This is a genomic window from Aliivibrio logei (assembly GCF_001691055.1).
Lineage (GTDB): Bacteria > Pseudomonadota > Gammaproteobacteria > Enterobacterales > Vibrionaceae > Aliivibrio > Aliivibrio salmonicida.
Genome location: NZ_MAJU01000029.1, coordinates 41217 through 58875, shown reverse-complemented (window position 1 = coordinate 58875; position 17659 = coordinate 41217). Strand labels below are relative to the sequence as shown.

General features: G+C 38.8%; 12 protein-coding genes and 2 tRNA genes. 8 read left to right on the top strand and 6 right to left on the bottom strand.

The features are described 5' to 3' along the window. Positions 1–87 precede the first annotated feature (87 nt). The 3 genes from A6E04_RS18330 to A6E04_RS18320 all read right to left on the bottom strand — a co-directional run bounded on the left by A6E04_RS18330 (position 88) and on the right by A6E04_RS18320 (position 5032). The gene (locus tag A6E04_RS18330) at positions 88–915 is read right to left on the bottom strand and encodes a DUF5718 family protein (RefSeq protein WP_065612043.1); all 828 of its coding nucleotides are present in this window, start codon (positions 913–915) and stop codon (positions 88–90) included. An 83-nt stretch (positions 916–998) separates the two neighbouring features. Continuing rightward, positions 999–2942, bottom strand: a complete 1944-nt coding sequence (locus A6E04_RS18325; RefSeq protein ID WP_012550681.1) for a DNA topoisomerase III — start codon at positions 2940–2942, stop codon at positions 999–1001. A gap of 86 nt (positions 2943–3028) precedes the next feature. After that, complete coding sequence (locus tag A6E04_RS18320; protein ID WP_065612042.1) at positions 3029–5032, bottom strand: NADPH-dependent 2,4-dienoyl-CoA reductase; 2004 nt, start codon at positions 5030–5032, stop codon at positions 3029–3031. 228 nt (positions 5033–5260) lie between these two features. On the opposite strand from A6E04_RS18320, the gene sppA reads away from it, so the two are divergent. Further along, positions 5261–7114: a signal peptide peptidase SppA gene (gene sppA / locus A6E04_RS18315; protein ID WP_017022824.1), complete on the top strand. Its 1854-nt coding sequence runs from the start codon at positions 5261–5263 to the stop codon at positions 7112–7114. Between the two features lie 92 nt (positions 7115–7206). After that, the gene (gene ansA, locus A6E04_RS18310) at positions 7207–8220 is read left to right on the top strand and encodes an asparaginase (protein ID WP_012550684.1); all 1014 of its coding nucleotides are present in this window, start codon (positions 7207–7209) and stop codon (positions 8218–8220) included. 82 nt (positions 8221–8302) lie between these two features. Here the strand turns inward: ansA and asd are convergent, their stop codons facing one another. Continuing rightward, positions 8303–9418: an aspartate-semialdehyde dehydrogenase gene (asd, locus tag A6E04_RS18305; protein WP_012550685.1), complete on the bottom strand. Its 1116-nt coding sequence runs from the start codon at positions 9416–9418 to the stop codon at positions 8303–8305. A 620-nt stretch (positions 9419–10038) separates the two neighbouring features. On the opposite strand from asd, the gene nhaC reads away from it, so the two are divergent. Beyond that, a complete protein-coding gene (nhaC, locus tag A6E04_RS18300; protein WP_065612098.1) occupies positions 10039–11475 on the top strand; it encodes a Na+/H+ antiporter NhaC in 1437 nt (478 codons plus the stop codon). Between the two features lie 123 nt (positions 11476–11598). Here nhaC and A6E04_RS18295 read toward each other — a convergent pair whose 3' ends face one another. Next, positions 11599–12789 carry a chemotaxis protein gene (locus tag A6E04_RS18295; RefSeq protein WP_065612041.1) on the bottom strand — a complete coding sequence of 397 codons (1191 nt, stop codon included), beginning with the start codon at positions 12787–12789 and terminating at the stop codon, positions 11599–11601. A 141-nt stretch (positions 12790–12930) separates the two neighbouring features. Then, positions 12931–13947, bottom strand: a complete 1017-nt coding sequence (gene yejK, locus A6E04_RS18290; protein WP_065612097.1) for a nucleoid-associated protein YejK — start codon at positions 13945–13947, stop codon at positions 12931–12933. Between the two features lie 76 nt (positions 13948–14023). On the opposite strand from yejK, the gene A6E04_RS18285 reads away from it, so the two are divergent. From A6E04_RS18285 to A6E04_RS18265, 5 genes are all read left to right on the top strand, one after another. Beyond that, positions 14024–14251: a YejL family protein gene (locus tag A6E04_RS18285; protein ID WP_012549815.1), complete on the top strand. Its 228-nt coding sequence runs from the start codon at positions 14024–14026 to the stop codon at positions 14249–14251. Between the two features lie 19 nt (positions 14252–14270). Next, positions 14271–16076 (top strand): DUF3413 domain-containing protein, encoded by a 1806-nt coding sequence (locus A6E04_RS18280; protein WP_065612040.1) that lies wholly within the window; start codon positions 14271–14273, stop codon positions 16074–16076. Between the two features lie 264 nt (positions 16077–16340). Further along, positions 16341–16431: transfer RNA gene (locus tag A6E04_RS18275), tRNA-Ser, on the top strand. A gap of 38 nt (positions 16432–16469) precedes the next feature. Beyond that, positions 16470–16546 (top strand) — tRNA-Asp (locus A6E04_RS18270). 306 nt (positions 16547–16852) lie between these two features. Next, complete coding sequence (locus A6E04_RS18265; RefSeq protein WP_017022883.1) at positions 16853–17560, top strand: carbonic anhydrase; 708 nt, start codon at positions 16853–16855, stop codon at positions 17558–17560. Positions 17561–17659 lie beyond the last annotated feature (99 nt).

Sequence of the window (17659 nt, the reverse complement as noted above, 5' to 3'; positions counted from 1 at the left end):
ACTACCTATATTTTTGTGCAAAATCTCTCAAATACATAAATCCTAACACATTTATGACAATCAAATAATATAAGCATTAAGCTATTTTCATTCACTAACCCATTGAGTTAATGAGGATATTCCGTCTTTTTCAAGTTGATTATTATGTACCATTTCTTCTATTTTGGCGGGTTTATATTTGTCTGAATTATAAACGACAACAATGCTTTTATCCCCACTCTGTAAGAAATTAGACTCCCCAAACGGGGTATATCGGGTTGCACCAATGCTGATAATAGTTTGCTTTGGGAACTCTGCATTCGACAAATGCAATGAAATATCTTCCGCAGGGCCTTCATCTTTTTGATGGTTCATTCGATCAATGATCCACGAACTTAGTTGTTCATGAAAATAACTATAGTCAATAACTGCGCTATCTTCACCATAACGATTAATTTCCCCATCTCGCACATGAAAACTGGCAATGCGATACGCATCCAATTCACATCCTTTAGAGAAAGAAGACAGCTCTATAAAATCTTGAGAAATCCCCTTAGAGTGATTTCCCCAATTTTTCTTTTCACTGATTTTTTTTGCATTCGGCTTGCGAATAGAGCAATCATTATAAGCTGCAAATTTCACAGGTATTAACTGAGCTACCTTTCCATTTTCATACTCAATATCAAACACGATGGCAACTTCAGGCTCTATTTGTAAATTATCAGCATCATTCGGTGGAATAATCGTATCTGAAGACAACGGATATTGAGATAAAAATCCCGCCTTCTCTGAAGGGATATAAAATGGAAACAACGCTTTCGGCTGAATTGAGTTTTCAACTTTAACGCTCAAAAAATCAGAAGCTTCACCGGCCTGCTCTAAATGACCGGCAAAATTACCTGCAACACCAAAACCAACAACATGCTTAAATGTCATACTTACTTCTTATATTAATCGCTTAGAAATGAGAAGTAAGATTAACTGATTATATTTTCAAGTTCGATGATACTGATCTAACTCTACGATTTCTTTGCGCTTTTTCGTCGTTTAAATTGCGGTTTTGTCGGACTTTTTAATGATCTCAGTGAATCAGGAACCGGACCTTGTTGTACCCCTTGCATAAAGTTAGTCACTTTTGTTTCCAGAGACTGCATAAATGGACGATAAGAATACGTTTTCTCTGTCATGCCTTGTAACTGGAACTCCCAATGAGCCGTCATATCAGGATAAGTTGCTTCTCTAGGCAATGCGTGAATTAAGCCTTTTCCTGCGTCACTCGCATTAATATTTTTTCCATTACGAATCAATAATTGACGTTTAAAAAGAGTATCTAGAATACCGGCACGAGTCGCTTCTGTTCCTAGACCATCGGTATCCCTTAATACTTTCTTCAACTCTTTATCTTCAACAAAGCGTGCTATCCCTGTCATTGCTTGTAATAAGGTGGCTTCGGTAAAGTATTTTGGCGGCTCTGTCATTTTGTGTTTAATCTCTCCCTCACGACACGTATGTACTTCCCCTTTTTTTAATGGAGGTACTTTATTCGCTACATCATCGTCAGCATTTTGGGTGTGTGTTTTACCTAATAATATACGCCACCCTGCAAAAAGCATTTGTTTTCCTTTTGCAGAAAATACACCACCCGCAATATCAAAAATAAGTTCTGCTTCCGCATAAATAGCGGCCGGATAAAATTGCATTAAATACTGACGCGCAATAAGGTGATACACCTTTTCTTCATAGCCAGATAACCCTGCAGCCCCACTGGATTTAGGGGTTGGAATAATCGCATGGTGAGCATCTACTTTACTGTCGTTCCAAGCCCGAGAACGCAAATTTACATCGGCATTATTCACGGCATTAGATAACTGCTTGTCATTATTCCCGATCGCAGCACACACTTGTTCACGCTGTTTATAGTGATCTTTGGGTAAATAACGGCTGTCCGAACGCGGGTACGTAATTAATTTATGCTTTTCATAAAGCGCCTGACAAGAATCCAGTACTTGCTGAGCACTTAAGTTATATCGTTTTGATGCATCAATTTGCAATGCAGATAATGAATACGGCAAAGGCGCATTCTGCTTCGTTTCTTTATTTTCAGCTTTAGTCACTGTGGCAGGTTGATTCGCAATTCGTTGGGCAACATTTTCGACTAATTTGAGATTAAGAACTCGCCCATCTTCATCTTGCCATTGCTGACATGCCTCGCTTGGTTTCCATTTAGCACGAATATCAAAGGGTAATCCACCATTGAGGTTTGGATTATGGTAAGGGATAAGCGCGTCCAACGTAAAATACGCGTTAGGAATAAAATGTGCGATCTCTTCATCTCGACGGGTCACAAGTCCCAAAACGGGTGTTTGTACTCGGCCTACTGATAAAACACCTTGATATCCACCTCGTTGCCCTAGCAAAGTATAAGCTCGAGTCATGTTCATGCCATATAGCCAATCAGCACGAGAACGAGCTAATGCAGAGATAGAAAGAGGAATAAATTCTTGATTACTTCTCATAGCAGATAAGGCACGTTTTACCGCGGGTAAGTTCAAATCACTAATAAGCAAACGTTGAGTCGCCGCTTTTTTTGTCTTCGATAACTTTAAGTAATCAAGGACTTCATCAACTAATAACTGACCTTCTCGATCGGGATCTCCCGCGTGAATAACTTGAGAGGCCGTTTTAAGTAATTTTCGAATCACCGTCAATTGCTTACTCGATGACTTTCTAGGTCGAAGTTGCCACTGTTCAGGCACAATTGGCAGATGCTCCATACGCCAAGATTTATACTTGTCGTCATAAGCATCTGGCTCTACTTGTTCTAATAAGTGACCGATACACCAAGTCACAATGTCACCATTACCACATTCAATATAGCCTTGGTGATTTTTTTGTGGCTTGGCTAAGCCAGCTGCAATCGCTCGCCCTAAACTTGGTTTTTCTGCAATAAATAATCGTGACATAAAAAAGTGCTGATGTTGTGAATAACATCAGCACTATACCTGTACGAATAGACAGTTATCAAGTTTTCTAGTCAATCTAAGCGCTATTATAAATTTGCAGCCAACTCAACACCTTGACGAATAGCTCGTTTAGCGTCTAGCTCACCGGCATGCTCTGCACCACCAATAACATGATGTGTAATGTTTGCTTTAATTAATGTATCAACCAATTCGTTGACCGAAACTTGCCCTGCACACATTAATACTTGGTCAACGTCTAATAATTTCACTTCATCATTATGTCGAATATATAAACCTTCATCATTCACTTTCAGATATTCAACGCCCGCCAACATATTCACACCCCGTTTCTCTAACGTGCGTTTGTGAATCCAACCTGTCGTTTTCCCTGGCCCTTTACCAACACTGCCACTACGACGTTGCATCAACCAGACTTCACGCGTTGTTTTATCCGTTTGTTGAGGTTTAAGTCCGCCTTCAAATTCAATGTTTTTATCAATATTCCACTCTTGCAACCAACTGTCTAGCGTCTGATTTTCAGGCTCGGTAATCATCGTTGCGACATCAATACCAATACCACCAGCGCCAATTACGGCGACTTTCTGTCCCAAATGTGGCTTAGTTTTAATGTAAGTTTGGTAATCGATGACTTTAGGGTGCTCACTTCCTTCAAGAGTCGGCGCTCTAGGTTTAACCCCTGTCGCCACCACGACATCATCAAATTTGCTCAACTCTTCCATCGTAACGGTATGATTCAATTTCAATGTGATATTTTCATGGTTTACCTTGTTCGAGAAATAACGAATTGTTTCTTTAAACTCTTCTTTGCCAGGGATTTCCATTGCTAAGTTAAATTGCCCACCAATACGGTCATTTCGTTCAAATAATGTCACGTTATAACCACGTTCAGCCGCTGAAGTGGCACAAGATAGCCCTGCCATGCCAGCCCCAATAATGGCAATATTTCTTTTTGAGGTAATGGGATCTAACACTAATTCCGTTTCATAGCAGGCTTGGGGATTCACTAAGCACGTGGCTCGTTTTGCTTTAAACACATGGTCCAAACATGCCTGATTACAGCCAATGCACGTATTAATTAAGTCGGCCTTATCTTGTTCTGCTTTATTGACGAACTCTGCATCAGCCAGAAATGGACGCGCCATAGAAACCATGTCGGCTTGACCTGAAGCCAATATATTTTCGGCTACTTCCGGTGTGTTAATTCGATTGCAGGTGATCAACGGAATAGATACTTTATTTTTTAGTTTTTCAGTCACCCAACTAAACGCCGCTCTTGGCACTTGTGTCGATATCGTTGGTATTCGAGTTTCATGCCACCCAATACCAGTATTTAAAATAGTCACGCCCGCTTTTTCTAAGGCTTGAGCTAACTCAACAACCTCTTCAAATGTGCTGCCTTGCTCTACCAAATCAAGCATTGATAAACGGAAAATAATAATAAAATCCGCTCCTACTTTTTCTCGTATCGCTTTAATTATTTCTAAGGGGAAACGCATTCTATTGTGATAATTTCCGCCCCAGTCGTCATAACGCATATTTGTACGAGCACAGATAAATTGATTAATGAGATAGCCTTCAGATCCCATCACTTCAATACCATCATAATTGGCTTGTTTAGCGTAATGGGCACTGTTTGCAAAATCACCTATCGTCTTATGAATTTGGCGCTCACTCATTTGAGAGGGCGTAAACATACCAATTGGAGAGCGTATATCTGAAGCACTTAACGCGAGGGGATGCATTGCATAACGCCCAGCATGAAGTAATTGCAGAGCAATTTTCCCACCGTTGTCATGTACAGCAGATGTGAGTGCTTTATGTTTTTCTGCTGCTCTAGCAGAACTAAATTGGGCGCTAAATGGGGTTAATCTACCTCTAAAGTTTGGTGCAAACCCACCAGTAACAATCAAACCAACGCCCCCTTTCGCTCGTGCTGCATAAAAAGAGGATAGTTTTTTAAAGCCATCGTTACTTTCTTCTAAACCCGTATGCATCGAGCCCATTAATACTCGATTTTTTAATTGGGTAAAACCCAAGTCTAATGGTTGAAATAGGTGTGGGTACGTCATGGCAATCCATCGCTTATTGTTATTGTGGTCAGACCAGAATAGTAATTATTTACTGGACACACAATGATGAATTTACAAATATGCAACATCCATCATTATTTTCATGCTTCTCATTTATTTTACGTTGCAAATCAGTAAATCACTTTGATTCTCATTCACGCCTATAGTTACTTTCTACTTAAGTTAGAGTAGGATAAAAGCATAATGAAATAAATAATAAGGAAATATATGAAAGGGTTATTCCACTTCATAAGTAAATGTTTTCAGGCGATATGGAAGTTACTTTCCTTTACTCGTCAGCTAGTACTTAATTTGTTTTTCTTAGCTTTTATCGGTGTCATTGCTTTTACTTTTTTAAGCACCGATGATATTCAACAAGATCAAACCGTTGAGAAAAAAGCACTCATTCTGGATCTCTCTGGCCCAATTGTTGAAGAAAGTAAATTCAGAGAGCCGCTAGAACGCGTTACGGCCGATTTACTCGGTAGCCAACGATCACAAGAAAACGTCTTATTCGATATCGTAGATACAATTCGCTATGCCGCTAAAGATGATAATGTGTCAGGTTTAGTTCTTCATTTAAAAGAAATGAATGAAACAAGTCTAACTAAATTGCGTTATATCGCAAAAGCCATCAATACATTTAAAGCGTCTGGTAAACCCGTCTATGCCATCGGTGATTATTACAACCAAAGCCAATACTATTTAGCAAGTTACGCTGACAAAATTTTTATGGCTCCTGACGGCGCAGTCTTATTACGTGGCTACGGAGCTTACACTCTGTACTACAAAGATTTATTAGAAAAACTCAATGTATCGACACACGTTTTTCGCGTAGGTACTTATAAATCAGCCGTAGAACCTTACTTACGTAATGACATGTCTGATGCTGCTAAAGAATCCACGTCAGCATGGCTAACTCAGCTTTGGGATGCGTATTTAGGTGATGTCTCAACCAATCGCCAAATTGACGCAAAAACATTAACGATGCCAATGGATCAGTTTATTGCAAAATTGACGGCATTAAATGGTGATTTATCACAAATGACGGTGGAACTTGGTTTAGTTGACAAGCTCGCTACTCGTCAAGAAGTTCGTAAAGACCTTATTACTGAATTTGGGTCAAATGGTTATGATAGCTTTAAACAAATAAGCTATTACGATTATCTCCCTCAAGTTCACCCTTCGATTATCCCTGATGCAAAAGACATTGCTGTTGTTGTCGCTAGTGGCGCAATTATGGATGGAACTCAACGTCAAGGTACTGTCGGAGGCGATTCAACTGCCGCATTATTACGCCAAGCTCGTGATGATGATAATGTGAAAGCTGTCGTTTTGAGAGTAGATAGTCCAGGAGGCAGTGCTTTTGCTTCTGAAATTATTCGTAACGAAGTTGATGCTCTACAAGAAGCAGGTAAGCCTGTTGTTATTTCTATGTCGAGTGTCGCTGCCTCTGGTGGTTATTGGATCTCCGCAAGTGCTGATAAGATCATTGCTCAACCAACAACGATTACTGGCTCTATTGGTATTTTTGGTATTTTAACCACTTTTGAAAAAGGGTTAGAAAAAATGGGCATCCACAGCGATGGCATTTCAACATCACCTTTTAATGGAATTGGCCTTACTCGCCCGCTTGATAAAGACGTTGCTCAAGTCATGCAATTAGGTATTGAACATGGTTATTACCGATTCATTAAATTAGTCAGCGATCATCGTGATATGTCTTTAGATGCTGTTGATAATGTCGCTCAAGGTCGAGTATGGACAGGGAAAGATGCCCTTGAGCATGGTTTGATTGACCAGCTAGGTGATTTTGATGATGCTGTTCAAGCTGCGGCTGAACTCGCCAATATGGATGCATATAATCTGTATTGGGTAAAGGAACCATTAACACCGATGGAACAATTTCTTGAAGAGTTAAGCATGAGCTTAAATGTCAGTGTAAAAGCTGAATTATTTTCATTAGCGCCTGAAGCATTGCAACCAGCCATAAGCAAAGTTGCAACAGATATAAACATGTTAAATAACTTTAATGACCCAAAAGGACAATATCTGTTCTGCCTCAATTGCAGTAATCTGTAAAAGCATGACGAGCCCGACACATGTCGGGCTTTCTTTATGCAGAATGACCAGTATAATCCCACCACCTCCCATAACTCTGTACCGTTGTTATTATGGAAAGAAAACACATTTATATCGCCTACACAGGCGGCACAATCGGCATGTTAAAATCTGATGATCATGGCTATGTCCCTGCATCAGGCTTTATGCAACATCAATTAAAGCAAATGCCAGAGTTTCACCGTGCTGAAATGCCAATTTTCACCATTCACGAATATGAGCCATTAATCGATTCATCTGACATGACTCCAGAAGACTGGCAGCGTATTGCAGATGATATTCGTGCTAACTACGATAAATACGACGGATTTGTAATTCTTCATGGTACGGATACCATGGCCTACACAGCATCTGCACTTTCATTTATGCTAGAGAACCTCGGTAAACCAGTTATTGTTACCGGTTCACAGATCCCTCTTGCAGAACTTCGCTCTGATGGCCAAAGTAACTTATTAAATGCACTGCACATTGCCGCAAATTATCCAATTAACGAAGTGACGTTATTTTTCAATAACAAACTTATTCGCGGTAACCGCAGTACAAAATCTCATGCCGATGGCTTTAACGCATTCAGTTCACCAAATTTACCTCCATTATTGGAAGCTGGTATTAATATCCAAATCAACGGTGTTGAAATTAATAAGCAACCTGAAGGTGAATTTACGGTTAACAACATTACACCACAGCCCATTGGTGTCGTTACCATGTATCCAGGCATCTCTGCGGAAGTGATTAAAAATACATTACGTCAACCTGTAAATGCGATGATATTACTGACCTTTGGTGTTGGTAATGCCCCTCAAAATCCTGAGCTTTTGGCACAATTAAAAGAAGCTTCTGAGCGCGGCGTTGTCGTCATCAATTTAACTCAGTGTTTATCAGGAAAAGTAAACATGGGTGGCTATGCTACGGGTTGTGCTCTTGCTGAAGCTGGCGTGATCAGCGGCTACGATATGACACCAGAAGCAGCTCTTGCTAAGTTACATTACTTATTAAGCAAAAACCTGCCTTATGAAACCATGCGTACGATGATGCAGCAAAATCTACGTGGTGAGTTAACTTACTAACTACAGATGTCTTAAAATAATAAAAAGGCTTCCCTGATCACTCATGGGAAGCCTTTTTTAATTCTAAAAACCGAAATATATATTATCTTTTTTCGTTAAGGATAATACGTAATGTACGGCGAAGTGGCTCTGCGGCACCCCACAATAATTGATCACCAACGGTAAATGCATTTAGGAAATCATTCCCCATAGACATCTTACGTAAACGGCCAACAGGAACCGATAACGTACCCGTTACTTTTGCAGGCGTCAGTTCTTGTGCCGTAATATCACGATCATTCGGGATCACTTTAACCCAATCATTATGCGTAGCTATGATCTCTTCAATCTCATCCATCGGCACATCTTGTTTCAGTTTAATTGTCAGTGCTTGTGAGTGACAACGCATTGCTCCGATACGCACACACGTACCATCAATCGCTATTGGAGAATCTTGTAGACCTAGGATCTTGTTAGTTTCAACGGTCGCTTTCCATTCTTCTTTACTTTGACCGTTCTCACGCTTTACATCAATCCAAGGGATCAATGAACCCGCTAATGGCGCACCGAATTCAGAAGTAGGGAATGAATCTGAGCGTAACGTTTCTGCGACTTTTTTATCAATATCCAAAATAGAACTTGATGGGTTCGCTAATTCAGACGTTACACTGTCATTGATAACACCCATTTGAGAAATCAACTCGCGCATATTTTTAGCACCCGCGCCAGACGCCGCTTGGTACGTCATTGCGCTCACCCACTCAACAAGCCCTGCTTTATAAAGACCACCCAGTCCCATAAGCATTAAACTTACGGTACAGTTACCACCTACATACGTAGTAGTACCAGAATGAATACCTTGTTGAATTTGATCGAAATTGACAGGATCTAAACTAATAATCGCATCGTCTTTCATACGTAATGTTGATGCGGCATCAATCCAATACCCTTTCCAACCTGCTTTACGTAACGCAGGATAGACTTTCTCTGTATAACTGCCACCCTGACAAGTAATAATTGCATCAAGTTTAGACAATGATTCTATATCAAACGCATCTTGCAATAGACTTTCGCCCTTGCCTAAATTAGGCGCAGGAATACCAACTTGTGACGTGGTATAAAATACAGGTTCAATAAGATCAAAATCTCTCTCTTCAACCATACGTTGCATTAATACCGAACCTACCATGCCACGCCAGCCAACTAAACCTACTCTCATTGTACTCTCCCTGTATTTAAAAAATAATTTTCTCTATCCCATCTATATGATGAACAGAGAAAGATCTCAAGCACTATTTGGCTAAGAATTATGTTTTTTATACCCATCAATAAAAGAAAAACAGACAACTAAAGAATTTCATTTGTGCAATTTATCATCATTTAATTTATTTACCTCCTTAATTATGATTTTATCCCCATAGATTTCTAAGGCTTTTATACATTAGAAGCAAATTTCAGATTTAACCTACGAAAAATAAATAAGTAACAAAATACATACTTAATTACACTTCATTAAATCAATAATTAAACTAAAAAATCGAACGATTAATTTAAATATAACCAATTAAATGATATTTAAATCTAGTAATACCCACATTATTTAAAAGAAAATAAAACCAAACCAACACAAGAGAAACCAAGATGAAACATTTTAAAACGTCGAATTAACACTTTTACAACCAAGAAGAGCGTGAATTAACAAGACTAGAGATGATAATCACAATTCAATCATACTTAATCGATCTCTTCTTGATCATCAGGTACAGTTAGCCCCGTTTAGGAAACACAATCCCTTATCGTATGAATTTTATTCATGCATACAAAAAAGAGGCTTTATACATGAAGCAAGCAACGACAAAATTACCTTCGTTAACGCAGGTAATTATTTCTTTAGGGCTATTTCTACTTCTTGCCTTTTCATTCACGGCACAACTTGACCTACCAATTCAACTAGCACTTTACATAGGCTGGTTCATTATAATTACGTTAGGTATTAAGTTAGGCCATGATTATAAATCTTTAGAAAAAGCAGCTCTAAATGGAATATCTAATGGACTAGGAGCGGTGTTAATTCTCTTGGCTGTAGGTGCCTTAGTTGGTACTTGGATCTCTGGTGGTATTGTTCCTACAATTATTTACTATGGTTTAAAAGCCATTCACCCATCAATCTTTCTACTTGCCACAATGATCATCTGTTCATTAACAGCACTTGCAACAGGAACCTCTTGGGGTGCCGCGGGTACTGCGGGTATTGCAATGATGGGGATTGGTCAAGGACTTGGTGTTCCGGCTCCAATTACTGCCGGTGCTATCCTTTCTGGTTGTTACTTCGGTGATAAAATGTCACCACTGTCTGATTCCGTAATTCTTGCTTCTTCTATGTCTGGTGTTGAGGTCGTAGAACATATTAAAGGCATGCTTCCTGTTGCCCTTATCAGCTACATTATTACTGGTATTATGTTTACTGCCTTTGGTTTCCATTTCGCAGGCAACGTTGATATGAGCCAAGTGGATTCAGTTATCTTAGCAATGGAAGAACAATTCGTTATTACTCCATTTTCATTCGTTCCTGTTGTTATTGTTCTTGGCCTATTAGCAATGCGTATGCCTTCTTTCCCTGTGATCAGCTTTGGCTCATTACTAGGAATTATCTGGGCTGTAATGGTTCAAGACATCAACTTCTTAACCGCATTTAATACAGCGTGGGCTCCATATTCAATTGAATCAGGGGTTGGTTTTATCGATTCAATTCTAAATCGTGGTGGCATGTCTTCAATGCTAGGTTCGGTAGCGGTCATTATCTTTGGTTTAGGCTTTGGTGGTCTACTGGATAAAGTCGGTGTACTAGAAACGGTCGCTAAACTATTCGAAAAACGCGTGCAAGGTCCAGGCTCACTTGCGACAAGTACTATTGCGACAGCCTTCTTTGGTAACATCTTCGGCTCAGCAATGTATGTATCACTTATCCTTACCCCAAAGATTTGTGCGAAAAACTACGACCGTTTAGGTTACAAGCGTAAAAACTTATCTCGTAACGCAGAATTTGGTGGTACGTTAACATCAGGTATGGTGCCGTGGAGTGATAACGGTATCTACATGGCGAGTATTTTAGGTGTAGCGACACTGTCTTACGCACCATTCATGTGGTTAAGCTTTGTTTGTATTATCGTGACTATTGTTACGTCTTACATGGGCTGGTTTGTTGATAAATGTGACCCAATTATTACCACAGAAGAAACAGATGACGTCATTGCAGTAGAAACAAAAACTGCATAATAAAAATAGAACGACTCTGTTTTAAATAAAAAAATGCCAGTGATTGTGAACTCAAACACTGGCATTTTTTATGTCTATTGTATCTGATTTACTTTTGCATGATATTTGTCATCATTGTGATTTTTATACCACTGTTTTCTTTACTGCCGCTCGTTTCCCTAAGAAATAACCTAAGCCTAAAGGAGCAAAGAAAATAGCCAAGATGAACAAGATAAAGTAGATGATCGTGCTCTTAATCAAATCAATCACTTTATCCATCGCAAGCGTTAGTACATCTTGTGAGACTTGGTCGAGATCTTGAGTGAACTTCTCACGCTCTTGAGAGACAATTACTGCAATCGCTTTACGTTCTCTCTCTACCATATTAACCAGTTCTTGGCGCTCTCTTGCTACCATCGCTTCCAAAGCGATACGCTCTGCACTTAACTGGTTTAATTTATCATCTGTTTTATTGTCTAAATCATCCAATAATGGCTGTAATTGCAAACTCATTTGTTCTGCTAAATTTTGCATGTATTCTGGATTATTATTAACAAAATCTTGGAATGACTCCGATGTGTTTCGTAAGCTTTCCATTGTTTTATTAATGTCATCGCCATTCAGATTGCTGTTCATCGCGATAAGCTGAGCTTTCCATGTCATGATTTTTGGTGTTTGCTCAGAGACTAAACTAAGTTGATCAGAAACATCACCAAGCGCTTCTGGCATTGAACCAAGCGTTGCTACCGCTTCTGTCTCATCAATATTTTGATCGGCTAGCCATGCTTTTAGAGCTGGGGTTCTTCTCATAGCTACGCTATCAAAGGGATGCTCTGCAACAAATTGTGCAATAAAGTCTTTTGCTTCATTAAATTCAGAACTTGGTAATAGCTTCTTTGCTAATGCCTCAATGTCAACATGCAGTAATTGACTCGTTTTAAAATCAATATTCCCTTCAAACACGTCGGCACCCTTCCCAGCATCAGAAAAGAATTGTTCCATTTGAGCGGCAAAGACCCATGTATCAATTAACGAAATAGTCGGTGACACTTGATACGCTGCATGTTGTAACCCCTCTTCTGCGTGTATTTTCCACAACAAGACATAAGATTGATGCAAGGTATCATCTTTCGGATACATCGCTGAGATTTCGTCTGCGGCGGATTCAACTTCACTAAAGAAATGTTTACTGTATGCACGAGTTAAAATACGCGTATTTAACTCCGCGGTTGTTAGAGGTACCGATTGGGATTCAATTTTCAGTTCCAGTAAAGAACACCCATTAAGTACAAATAGAGATAGAAATATAGAAAAGAATTTTGAGGTGTGTTTCATAAACAACCCTACCTAGCCAAATTATTATAATTAAGAATAGATAGGGTAGCATTTTGTAAAAAACAATTAACTTAGATAGTTAATATCTACGATAAAAATACCGCTATTTTCACATTTATTACATGAACAAATACATACCATCTATGATTCAGAAGAACCTAAACGGCGTGTTAATTGATCTTTTAGGTTAGGAGGAGTGCCCTTAATGGTTAATGTATCGGTTTCTGGATCGTAAAATACACGCTCCCCCAATAACATTGCATCAAAATTCAATGACAAACCACCACCAGCTCCCACAAACTTAGTCAGCTTACGTAATGCCGTACGATCAACAGGAAAAGACTCTTCTAGCTCATAACCCTGCTCTTCAGCAAATTGATAGAAATTAGAACCAGATTCCGATGTCGGTAATTCACCTGATAATTCTTTTACCGTTAACTCTTCACCAGCTTGTAATTGACCATTACAGTAATCATATACTTGCTTACGGTACTGTTGTTTTTCTTCTTTCTCTAACCGTTCATCAGCACAGAAATCTTCAACGGCTTGCATTAATACTTGGTTTTGAACCTTCGTATCCATACCAACATCTGCTTGTAAGAAATCTAAGAAGAAGTCAGATACTTTGCGACCCACTCTACCTTTAATAAAAGTAAGGTACCGATTAGAGTCTGAATCTGTTTCCCATGTTGATAAATCAATACGCGCTGCGATATCCATTTTCGCAATATCGAGATAATCAGTCGCACTGATATTCAGCTCATCAGTAACTTTCATGCTCTCATTTGATGGCAAAACTGCCACAAATAAATATTCTGTTACTAAAGATTGGTACTCTGCGATAACGAGGATACCTTCTTCTGCAAATGGGTATTTGATCAGCTCAGATTTCAGCTTTTCCGCAGATTTATTACTAAACTCTAAGAATGGGGTTTCATTCTTACGAACAGAACCTAACCAGTGACCAAATTCACTTTCAGTCTTGAAAATACCAAAACCTTTACCTGCTTTTGAATTAAACACTCTGTGCAGCTCAGAAACTAAGGCTTCAGTAAATTCTTCATTCTCAAGAAGTTGATTTCGTAGACAAACTTCAAGCTCATCTTGCTCATTTTTTACTAATTTATGTAAAATTACGTTTGAAAGGATTAAACTCATAATAGAAAAGGTTTTTAGTTGACGTACATAGTAGGTTATCATAAGCCGCTTTCACTATCATTAACTGAAAAGACTTATGGCTATTACTTCGAAATACAGCAACAAACAAATTGAACAAATGTTAACAGAGATGGTCGATGTATTAGATAAACATCGTGCTCCTGCAGATCTATCTCTAATGTTGGTTGGTAACATTGCGACTAATGTACTAAACCAAGAAGTGCCAGCAGAACAGCGTAAAATTATCGCTGAAAAATTTGCTCAAGCGCTGCTTAGCTCATTAGATATTCCAAAAACTCACTAAGAGCGAGAATTCAATTCACATGGTCGATAGCGGAAATACATACGGCGATAAAGTGTCCAAGTTAATTACTTGGGGCCACTGGTTCAGCTTTTTCAATATCATTGCAGCAATGCTTATTGGTTCGCGTTACATTTCGCAATCACCATGGCCTGAAACTCTTCTCGGTCAGACCTATCTGGTTTTAAACTGGATAGGTCATTTTGGTTTTCTCGTTTTTGGATTCTATATACTTGTTCTGTTTCCCTTAACGTTTATTACCCCATCTCAACGATTAATGCGTGTATTGAGTGTCATCATTGCTACTGCAGGCATGACCTTATTACTGCTTGATACTTACGCTTATCAAAACCTTCATTTGCACATAACCCCCTTAGTCTGGGATATGCTGCTAAATAATGATAAATCAAACTTAAATACCCAGTGGCAATATTTATTTATTGTTGTGCCCGTTATTTTCTTATTGCAGCTATCTCTGTCTGAATGGGTATGGAACAAACTACGTAAATTGGCCCATAAACAAGTCGGTCGCCCTTTTGCCATCTTATTTTCAGTTGCCTTTATTGGTAGCCACCTAATTCATACTTGGGCAGATGCATCTGCTTATGGCCCAGTAACAGCACAACGCGCGACTTTCCCACTGTCTTATCCAATGACGGCTCGCTCATTCTTAGAGAAGCATGGTTTTATTGATCGTGAAGCGTTAGCAAAACAAATCGAAGACGAAGGAACAGGTGGCGCAACAGAAGCCATGCGATACCCTCTTGAACCGATCAAATTTAAAAGCAAGCAAAAAGAGTATAACCTTCAGATTATTATGGTCGATAGCCTAAGAGCCGATACGCTGAACCATACTGACACTCCAAACCTAACTCGTTTTGCTCAAAATAATTTAAATTATAATAATCACTACAGCGCCAGTAATAATCCAACCAGTTTATTTGGCTTGTTTTATGGATTACCAGGCAGCTACGTTGATAACTTCCGAAACTCGCATAAAGCGTCGCCAGTATTAGCGGAATTACATAATCGTAATTATACCTTTGGTTTATTTAGTGGTGATGACTTTGACTCTTCTCTTTATAAACAGCTTATCTTCACTCATGGAGAGTTAGCAGAAAAACCAGAGAAGATGAGCGATACGAAAGCCATATCCCAGTGGAATACTTGGTTTACTCAACAAACAACAGATCAACCTTGGTTTAGCTATTTAGAACTGACTGCCGTGTCTGAATATGATGATGTAGGGTCAATATCAACGAATGCAGGTCAACATGCCTTTGAAGCGAACTACCGTAAAGCAGTTCAAAAAACGGATCAACAGCTTAAAGCAGTATTAAACACACTTAAGCAATCTCCTGATTGGGAAAAAACCATCGTAATTATTACATCAAATCACGGTATGGAATTTGATGAAACAAATAGTAATAGTTGGGGCTCAAACACAAACTTTAGCCAATATCAATTACGTGTTCCAATGCTTATTCATTGGCCCAATGCTGAACCTGAACTGATCACTACACGCTCAAGTCATCTCGATTTAACGCCAACGTTAATGGAGTCATTTCTTAGCACAACAACACCGGCTGAAAGCTACAGTAGCGGCATAAATTTATTTAGTCCTAATGATGATCGCAGTTGGTTGCTTGCTGGTGACCGACAAAACATTGCATTAATTACAGACAAAAATACCGTCGTCATTGATAAATTTGGTAACTACAAAGTATACGATGAAAATTATCAACGTCTGCGTGATGAAAAACCAAAATTATCATTATTAATGCAAGGTATTTCAGAGCTAAAACGCTTTTATCACCCAAAGAACTAACGCTTGCGAAAAGCATTAATTCTGAAAAAGTAATACACTAAAAATCCCTTTACTCATAAAGGGATTTTTTATATCTCTCTGTTTATAATTCATTTTTTCACACGAAATAGTTAACATGCCTATAAAAGCATGAGTAATTAATAGAGTAAAAAAAGACAAAATGAGTTAAAAATAAAGCACAACGCACAAAAATAGAGCAGTCAGTCGTTTTTTTTAATTTTATGCTTTACAAAAAGTAAGGATATTACTATTATTCACCGCACTGGAGGGATGGCTGAGTGGTCGAAAGCACCGGTCTTGAAAACCGGCAACCGTTAATAGCGGTTCTAGGGTTCAAATCCCTATCCCTCCACCACTTTCGAAATTCAGATAGAGTCTGGGTTTCAAAAAATTGGAGCGGTAGTTCAGTTGGTTAGAATACCGGCCTGTCACGCCGGGGGTCGCGGGTTCGAGTCCCGTCCGCTCCGCCAATACAACGAAGGCATTGTCTAAAGACGATGCCTTTTTTGTATCTGCTAATTATGAAATCACAATTCAAACGCCCTCTTTTCCATCACCATTATTATCTAAAACATTATTAACGTCTTCACGATTAACCCATCAATATCCGTGTAATCGATCTTCCTTTATAAATGTTTTAAAAATAAAACAAACGATCAAAACATTTCAAATATTTGGAAGTAGGTTGCAAAACTTCATTTAAACTATTATCAACCAAATTGTATTTATATTAGCCTATCGGTGATTATCTAAAACAATAAGGTTATATAAATACCATGAAAAAAATCATTACAACGTTAGCGGCTTTAACGGTTCTATCAACCAGCTACACTGTCTCTGCCTCTGAATGGAGTTACTCAGGTGAAACCGCACCCACAAATTGGCATGGAACCTGTCAATCAGGAGTAAACCAGTCACCGATAGATATTACTCACGCTATCGAGAGCACATTAGACCCAATTATTTTCAACTATTCAAAAGCGGGGAAAAATGTCGTCAATAATGGACATACGGTACAAGTTAATTTTGACGCAAAGCAATCCATTCAAATTGAAGGGAAAACCTTTACGCTTTTACAACTTCATTTCCATGCCCCAAGCGAAAACCTCATTGAGGGTCACTCATTCCCATTAGAAATGCACTTAGTCCATGCAGATAAAGATGGCAACCTTGCCGTTATTGGAGTGATGCTAAAAGAAGGAAAACCTAATTCTGAATTGACAAAAATATGGGCTAAAATGCCACAATCAGGGCAAGTAGATCTTGAAAATCAATTAGATCTAACGAAGCTTCTTCCTCGTGATCAAGCTTATTACCGTTTCAACGGTTCATTAACTACCCCACCTTGTTCGGAAGGGGTTACTTGGCTAGTGATGAAAAACCCTATTGAGATCTCATCAGAACAGCTAGCACAATTTACAGCGCTTTATAATGGTAATAATCGTCCGACTCAAGCAATAAACGCACGGCCGATTTTAAAATAAGGCCACTCAACTCACGTAGCTATCTATTTATTACGAAGAAAAATCACTTAAGAACAAAGTAAACGTTCTGATAAGTAGTTATTTTACCATTAAAACTTT

Excerpts from the sequence above, each read along its gene's own strand:
- A6E04_RS18330 (WP_065612043.1), bottom strand. The coding sequence starts at position 915 with ATGACATTTAAGCATGTTGTTGGTTTTGGTGTTGCAGGTAATTTTGCC.
- A6E04_RS18325 (WP_012550681.1), bottom strand. The coding sequence starts at position 2,942 with ATGTCACGATTATTTATTGCAGAAAAACCAAGTTTAGGGCGAGCGATT.
- A6E04_RS18320 (WP_065612042.1), bottom strand. The coding sequence starts at position 5,032 with ATGACGTACCCACACCTATTTCAACCATTAGACTTGGGTTTTACCCAA.
- sppA (WP_017022824.1), top strand. The coding sequence starts at position 5,261 with ATGAAAGGGTTATTCCACTTCATAAGTAAATGTTTTCAGGCGATATGG.
- ansA (WP_012550684.1), top strand. The coding sequence starts at position 7,207 with ATGGAAAGAAAACACATTTATATCGCCTACACAGGCGGCACAATCGGC.
- asd (WP_012550685.1), bottom strand. The coding sequence starts at position 9,418 with ATGAGAGTAGGTTTAGTTGGCTGGCGTGGCATGGTAGGTTCGGTATTA.
- nhaC (WP_065612098.1), top strand. The coding sequence starts at position 10,039 with ATGAAGCAAGCAACGACAAAATTACCTTCGTTAACGCAGGTAATTATT.
- A6E04_RS18295 (WP_065612041.1), bottom strand. The coding sequence starts at position 12,789 with ATGAAACACACCTCAAAATTCTTTTCTATATTTCTATCTCTATTTGTA.
- yejK (WP_065612097.1), bottom strand. The coding sequence starts at position 13,947 with ATGAGTTTAATCCTTTCAAACGTAATTTTACATAAATTAGTAAAAAAT.
- A6E04_RS18285 (WP_012549815.1), top strand. The coding sequence starts at position 14,024 with ATGGCTATTACTTCGAAATACAGCAACAAACAAATTGAACAAATGTTA.
- A6E04_RS18280 (WP_065612040.1), top strand. The coding sequence starts at position 14,271 with ATGGTCGATAGCGGAAATACATACGGCGATAAAGTGTCCAAGTTAATT.
- A6E04_RS18265 (WP_017022883.1), top strand. The coding sequence starts at position 16,853 with ATGAAAAAAATCATTACAACGTTAGCGGCTTTAACGGTTCTATCAACC.